A 5,567-nucleotide genomic window follows, 5' to 3' on the forward strand; every position below is an offset into this window, starting at 1 on the left:
AGGGCGTACCGGGCCGGCCGGCCCGGGCGACGGACGCCCGGCCGGCGTGCGGCCGGCCCACGACGCCGGCCGGTCAGACCTCGTCGATGAGGTCGGCGACGGAGTCGACGATCCGCGACGGCCGGTACGGGTAGCGCTCGGCCTCGACCCGGCTGCTGATCCCGGTGAGCACCAGGATGGTCTCCAGCCCGGCCTCCAGGCCGCAGAGGATGTCGGTGTCCATCCGGTCGCCGATCATCGCGGTGGTCTCCGAGTGCGCGTTGATGGTGTTGAGCGCCGAGCGCATCATCATCGGGTTGGGCTTGCCGACGAAGTACGGCTCCACCCCGGTCGCCTTCGAGATCATCGCGGCCACCGAGCCGGCGGCGGGCAGTGCGCCCTCCACCGACGGGCCGGTGACGTCCGGGTTGGTGCAGATGAACCGAGCCCCGTCGTTGATCAGCCGGACCGCCTTGGTGATCGCCTCGAAGCTGTAGGTGCGGGTCTCCCCCAGCACCACGTAGTCCGGGGCGAAGTCGGTCAGCACGTAGCCGACCGCGTGCAGCGCCGTGGTCAGCCCGGCCTCACCGATCACGTACGCGGTGCCGCCCGGCCGCTGGTCGGCGAGGAACTGGGCGGTGGCCAGCGCCGACGACCAGATCGCCTCCTCCGGCACGTCGAGCCCCATCCGGACCAGCCGGGCCTGGAGGTCCCGCGGGGTGTAGATGGAGTTGTTGGTCAGCACCAGGAACGGCTTGCCGGAGGCGCGCAGCCGCTTGACGAACTCGGGGGCGCCGGGCACGGGCTGGCCCTCGTGCACCAGCACGCCGTCCATGTCGGTGAGCCAGCTCTGCACCGGCTTGCGGTCCTGCATCGTCTCGTCCCAGGGGGTGTCGTGGTGGGTGGTGTCAGGGGCGGCGGGCGGCCGGCACGCAGCACGGCGTGGGACAGGTGTCCCACATCGCCAGCTCACCGAGGCGGCGGCGCAGCCGCTCCCCGTCGGGCGTGGTGCGCTCGGCCACCAGTTCGCGGACCATCGCCACGAAGCGCGGGTCGGTGCCCGGGGTGCCTGCCCGGACGAAGTCCAGGCCGAGCCGCTTGGCCGTCTCCAGCGCCTCGGTGTCCAGGTCCCAGACCACCTCGAGGTGGTCGGAGACGAAGCCGATCGGGCTGACCACCACGCTGGTCACCCCGGACTCGGCGAGCGCGGTCAGGTGGTCGTTGATGTCCGGCTCCAGCCACGGCACCTGCGGCGGGCCGGACCGGCTCTGCCAGACCAGGTCGTACGGCAGGTCGGGCGCGGCGGCGGCGTGCACCAGCCGGGCGACCTCCGCCAGCTGCGCGGTGTACCGGCCGCCGTGCGGGCCGCGGTGGCCGCCGCCGAGACGGGGATGGAGTGCGCGGTGAAGACCACCCGGGTGGTGTCCCGCTTCGCCGGGTCGAGCTGGGCCAGCGCCGCCCGCACTGCGTCGACGTGCGGCTCGACGAAGCCGGGGTGGTCCCAGAACTGGCGCAGCTTCTCGATCACCGGGGCGTCCGCGCCGACGGCGGCCCGCGCCGCGGCGATGTCCTCCTGGTACTGCCGGCAGGACGAGTAGCCGCCGTACGCGCTGGTGACGAAGGCCAGCGCCCGGGTGACCCCGTCGTCGCGCATCCGCGCCACCGTGTCGGCGAGCATCGGGTCCCAGTTGCGGTTGCCCCAGTAGACCGGCAGGTCGACGCCGTTCGCGGCGAAGTCCGACCGGATCGCGGCGAGCAGCTCCCGGCACTGCTGGTTGATCGGGGAGACCCCGCCGAAGTGCAGGTAGTGCTCGGCGACCTCTTCGAGCCGCTCCGGCGGCACGCCCCGGCCCCGGGTCACGTTCTGCAGGAACGGCAGCACGTCCTCGGGGCGCTCCGGGCCGCCGAAGGAGACCAGCACCAATGCGTCGTACGCCATGGTCCCATTCTCCCCCGACGGCCGTGCCGGCCCGGCGGCCACCCCGTGGGCACCGGCTTGCGCCGGTGGCTCAGGCGCCGATCGCGTGGTAGCCGCCGTCGACGTGGACGATCTCGCCGGTGGTGGCGGGGAACCAGTCGGACAGCAGCGCCAGGCAGGCCCGGGCGGCCGGCTCCTGGTCGGTGAGGCTCCAGCCGAGCGGGGCGCGCTCGGTCCAGGCGTCCTCGAACTGGTCGAAGCCGGGGATCGACTTGGCGGCGATGGTGCGCAGCGGACCGGCGGCGACCAGGTTGCTGCGGATGCCCTGCTTGCCCAGGTGCAGGGCGAGGTAGCGGGAGGCGGACTCCAGGCCGGCCTTGGCCACGCCCATCCAGTCGTAGACCGGCCACGCCTTGGTGGCGTCGAAGGTGAGCCCCACCACGGCGCCACCGGACGACATCAGCGGCAGCGCCGCCATGGCCAGCGACTTGTACGAGTACGTGGAGACCTGGAGCGCGGTGGCCACGTCCTCCCAGGGGGCGTCGAGGAAGCCGCCGCCGAGGCAGCTCTGCGGGGCGAACCCGATCGAGTGCACCACCCCGTCCAGGCCGTCGACGTGCTCGCGCACCTTGTCGGCCAGGCCGGCCAGGTGCTCCGGGTTCGTCACGTCCAGCTCGATCACCGGGGTCGGCTCGGGCAGCCGCTTGGCGATCCGCTCGACCAGGGAGAGCCGGCCGTAGCCGGTGAGCACGACCTGCGCGCCGTTCTCCTGGGCGAGCTTCGCCACCGAGAAGGCGATCGAGGCGTCGGTGATGACGCCGGTGACCAGCAGCCGCTTACCGGCGAGCAGTCCGGACATTCGGGGGTTCCTCCGTACGTTTTCTCGGGTGGGGCGGTCGTCAGTGGCCCATGCCCAGGCCACCGTCGACCGGGATGACGGCGCCGGAGATGTAGCCGGCGGCGTCCGAGGCCAGCCAGGTGACCACGCCCGCGACCTCGTCCGGCTCGGCGAACCGGCCGGCCGGGATGGCCTTGCGGTACTCGGCACGACGCTCGTCGGGCAGCTTGGCGGTCATGTCGGTGTCGATGAAGCCGGGGGCGACCACGTTGGCGGTGATGTTGCGGCTGCCGAGCTCGCGGGTGATCGAGCGGGCCACGCCCACCAGGCCGGCCTTGCTGGCCGCGTAGTTGACCTGGCCGACGCCGCCGTAGAGGCCGACCACCGACGAGATGAAGATCATCCGGCCCCACTTCGCCCGGAGCATCTTCGTCGACGCCCGCTTGGCGCAGCGGAAGGTGCCGGTGAGGTTGGTGTCCAGCACGCCGGTGAACTGCTCCTCGGACATCCGCATCAGCAGCGTGTCGTCGGTGATGCCGGCGTTGGCGACCAGCACCTCGACCGGCCCCAGCTCCGCCTCGACGGCGGTGAAGGCCGCGTCCACCGACGCGGCGTCGGTGACGTCACACCGGACGCCGAAGAGCCCGGCCGGCGCGTCGCCGCTGCGGTGGGTCACCGCCACCCGGTCGCCCTGCTTGGCGAAGGCCTGCGCGATGGCCAGGCCGATCCCCCGGTTGCCGCCGGTCACCAGCACGGTACGGGCCACGGGTCCCCCTCTGCTCAGCTGATCTCTGCGTCGGGTCGGAGCCTAGGCGTTACCGACAGGTAAGCGCTAACGCCCGGACCGCTCGGGACCCTGCCCGTGGGGTCCGGACGCCCTGCACGGCCCCTCCTCGCCGACCCTTCGGCCGGGTCGGTCCAGACGCTCGGCCGGGTGCGCGGCGGCAGCGTCCCCGTTGTACGATGATCGGCGTTTGCGGGTCGGCGTCCGGCCCGCGTTCCGGGCCCCGCCGACCGCAGGAGGTGATCGCTGTGCGAGATAGCGATCCTCCCAGTCGTGGCCGGGCCCTCCGTCAGCCCCGCTGAGCCACGACTCAGTTGGTGAGCTGACCCAGCTCCCGCTCCCCGCACCGCCCGCTCCGGCCACCGCCGGGGTGGCCGGCCCGCGCCGTCCCGCTCCCGGGACGGCCCACGGTGGAGCCGCCCGGTCACGACTTCGTGTGCGCGTCCTGCTCAACCCCTGCGGTCCGCCCCCGCACGCGCGGACCGTCCAGCCGCCACCCGGAGCCGTCCATGAGCCGTTACGTCGCCCCGCTGGGCTTCACCCTCGCCGCCGTCTGGGTGGCCGTCGTCTTCGTCCTGGCCGGCGGCGGTCACTGACCACCGCCGGCCGTACGGCCACGTCCCGCCCGCTCGCACCAAGGACGGGTCTCAGAGCATCCGGGACGACCAGAGCAGGCTCAGCCCGCCGGCGCAGAGCGCGAGCAGCAGGGCCACCCCCGCGTACCACTGGGTGATCTCGCGCGGCTCGGTGCGGAACCCGATCGAGCTGCCCATGTCCTGGTAGACCTGCTTCAGCTCGGAGACCGAGGCCGCCTCGTAGAAGTAGCCCTCGGTGGTCTCGGCCAGCTGCGCCAGCGCCAGCCGGTCCACCGGCACCCGCTGCGGCTGGCCGTTGATGTCGACCTGCCCGGAGTCGGTGCCGAAGGCGATGGTCGAGACCGGCACGTTGGCCGCCTGGGCCGCCGCGGCGGCCTCCTCCACCGACCGGCCCGACGTGCGGAACCCGTCGGAGAGCAGCACGATCCGGGCCGGCGGAATGCCGGCCGCGCCGTCGGCCGGGACCGAGCGGATCGCCTCCAGGCAGGTGAAGACCGCCTCGCCGGTGGCGGTCGCCTCGGCCAGGGTCAGCCCGTCGATCGCCGCCGTCACCGCCTCCCGGTCCTTGGTGGGGGCGACCAGCACGTTCGCCGACTTGGCGAAGGAGACCAGCCCGAGGTTGTAACTCTCCGGCAGCTCCCCGACGAACTGCTTCGCCGCCTCCTGCGCGGCCTCCAACCGGTTCGGCGCCACGTCGTCGGCCTGCATGGACAGTGAGACGTCGATCGCCAGCATGACGGTGGCCCGCTCCAGGGGCTCCTTGGTGTCCATCGCCGGGCGCGCCATCCCCGCGGCGAGCGCCACCAGGGCGAGCAGGAACGCGGTGGCCGCGGCGTGCCGCCGCCAGCCCAGGCCCTTCGGCGCCAGGGTCCGCAACAGGTCCACGTTGGTGAACCGCATCGCGTACGCCCGGCGGTGGCGCTGCCGCCAGACGTAGAGCGCGGCGAGGGCCAGCACCGGCAGCAGGGCCAGCAGCCACCACGGTTGCAGAAAACGGATCATCGCGTCGTCCCCCGGGTGCGGGCGTGCCGCTGCGCGGCCACGAATCGCACCATGTCCAGCAGCCAGTCTCGATCGGTACGCAGGCGCAGGTGCCCGGCGCCGGCGGCGCGCAGCTCGGTGGCGATCGCCTCGCGCTGGGCGGCCGCCGCCTCGGCGTACCGCTGGCGCAGCCGGGGATCGGCGGTCTGCACCTCGTGCAGCTCCCCGGTCTCCGGGTCGACCACCGGCAGCACCCCCACGTCCGGCAGCTCCAACTCGCGCGGGTCGACCACCTCGATCGCCAGCACGTCGTGCCGGACCCGCAGCTTACGCAGCGGCCGGCCCCACTGCTGCGGCGGCGCGAGGAAGTCCGAGATCACCACCGCCAGGCCCCGCCGTCGTGGCGGGCGGTTGAGCAGGTCGACCAGCGCGCCCAGGTCGCTGCGCCCGGGCCGGACCGGGGTGTGCGCG

At 73.4% G+C, this 5,567-nt stretch carries 5 protein-coding genes and 2 pseudogenes; 1 reads left to right on the forward strand and 6 read right to left on the reverse strand.

The window, feature by feature from the left end; genetic code table 11:
- Positions 1 to 73: 73 nt before the first annotated feature.
- From JNW89_RS26110 to fabG, 4 genes and pseudogenes are all read right to left on the reverse strand, one after another.
- A complete protein-coding gene (locus JNW89_RS26110) occupies positions 74 to 853 on the reverse strand; it encodes an HAD-IIA family hydrolase (RefSeq protein ID WP_238450956.1) in 780 nt (259 codons plus the stop codon).
- Between the two features lie 34 nt (positions 854 to 887).
- A pseudogene (locus JNW89_RS26115) lies at positions 888 to 1,918 on the reverse strand (ferrochelatase).
- Between the two features lie 70 nt (positions 1,919 to 1,988).
- Positions 1,989 to 2,756 (reverse strand): enoyl-ACP reductase FabI, encoded by a 768-nt coding sequence (gene fabI, locus JNW89_RS26120; RefSeq protein ID WP_238450958.1) that lies wholly within the window; start codon positions 2,754 to 2,756, stop codon positions 1,989 to 1,991.
- 40 nt (positions 2,757 to 2,796) lie between these two features.
- Positions 2,797 to 3,501 (reverse strand): beta-ketoacyl-ACP reductase, encoded by a 705-nt coding sequence (gene fabG, locus JNW89_RS26125; RefSeq protein ID WP_154936081.1) that lies wholly within the window; start codon positions 3,499 to 3,501, stop codon positions 2,797 to 2,799.
- Positions 3,502 to 3,929: 428 nt separating this feature from the next.
- Between fabG and JNW89_RS26130 the strand changes: the two genes are divergently transcribed.
- Complete coding sequence (locus tag JNW89_RS26130; RefSeq protein WP_154936080.1) at positions 3,930 to 4,115, forward strand: hypothetical protein; 186 nt, start codon at positions 3,930 to 3,932, stop codon at positions 4,113 to 4,115.
- A 51-nt stretch (positions 4,116 to 4,166) separates the two neighbouring features.
- On the opposite strand, the gene JNW89_RS26135 is transcribed toward JNW89_RS26130, so the two are convergent.
- A complete protein-coding gene (locus JNW89_RS26135; protein WP_238450960.1) occupies positions 4,167 to 5,117 on the reverse strand; it encodes a VWA domain-containing protein in 951 nt (316 codons plus the stop codon).
- Positions 5,114 to 5,567, reverse strand: a pseudogene (locus JNW89_RS26140) (DUF58 domain-containing protein); the annotation flags it as partial. The pseudogene JNW89_RS26140 and the gene JNW89_RS26135, both read right to left, overlap by 4 nt.

The organism is Micromonospora sp. 4G55, from assembly GCF_016803375.1.

Excerpts from the sequence above, each read along its gene's own strand:
- JNW89_RS26110 (WP_238450956.1), bottom strand. The coding sequence starts at position 853 with ATGCAGGACCGCAAGCCGGTGCAGAGCTGGCTCACCGACATGGACGGC.
- fabI (WP_238450958.1), bottom strand. The coding sequence starts at position 2,756 with ATGTCCGGACTGCTCGCCGGTAAGCGGCTGCTGGTCACCGGCGTCATC.
- JNW89_RS26135 (WP_238450960.1), bottom strand. The coding sequence starts at position 5,117 with ATGATCCGTTTTCTGCAACCGTGGTGGCTGCTGGCCCTGCTGCCGGTG.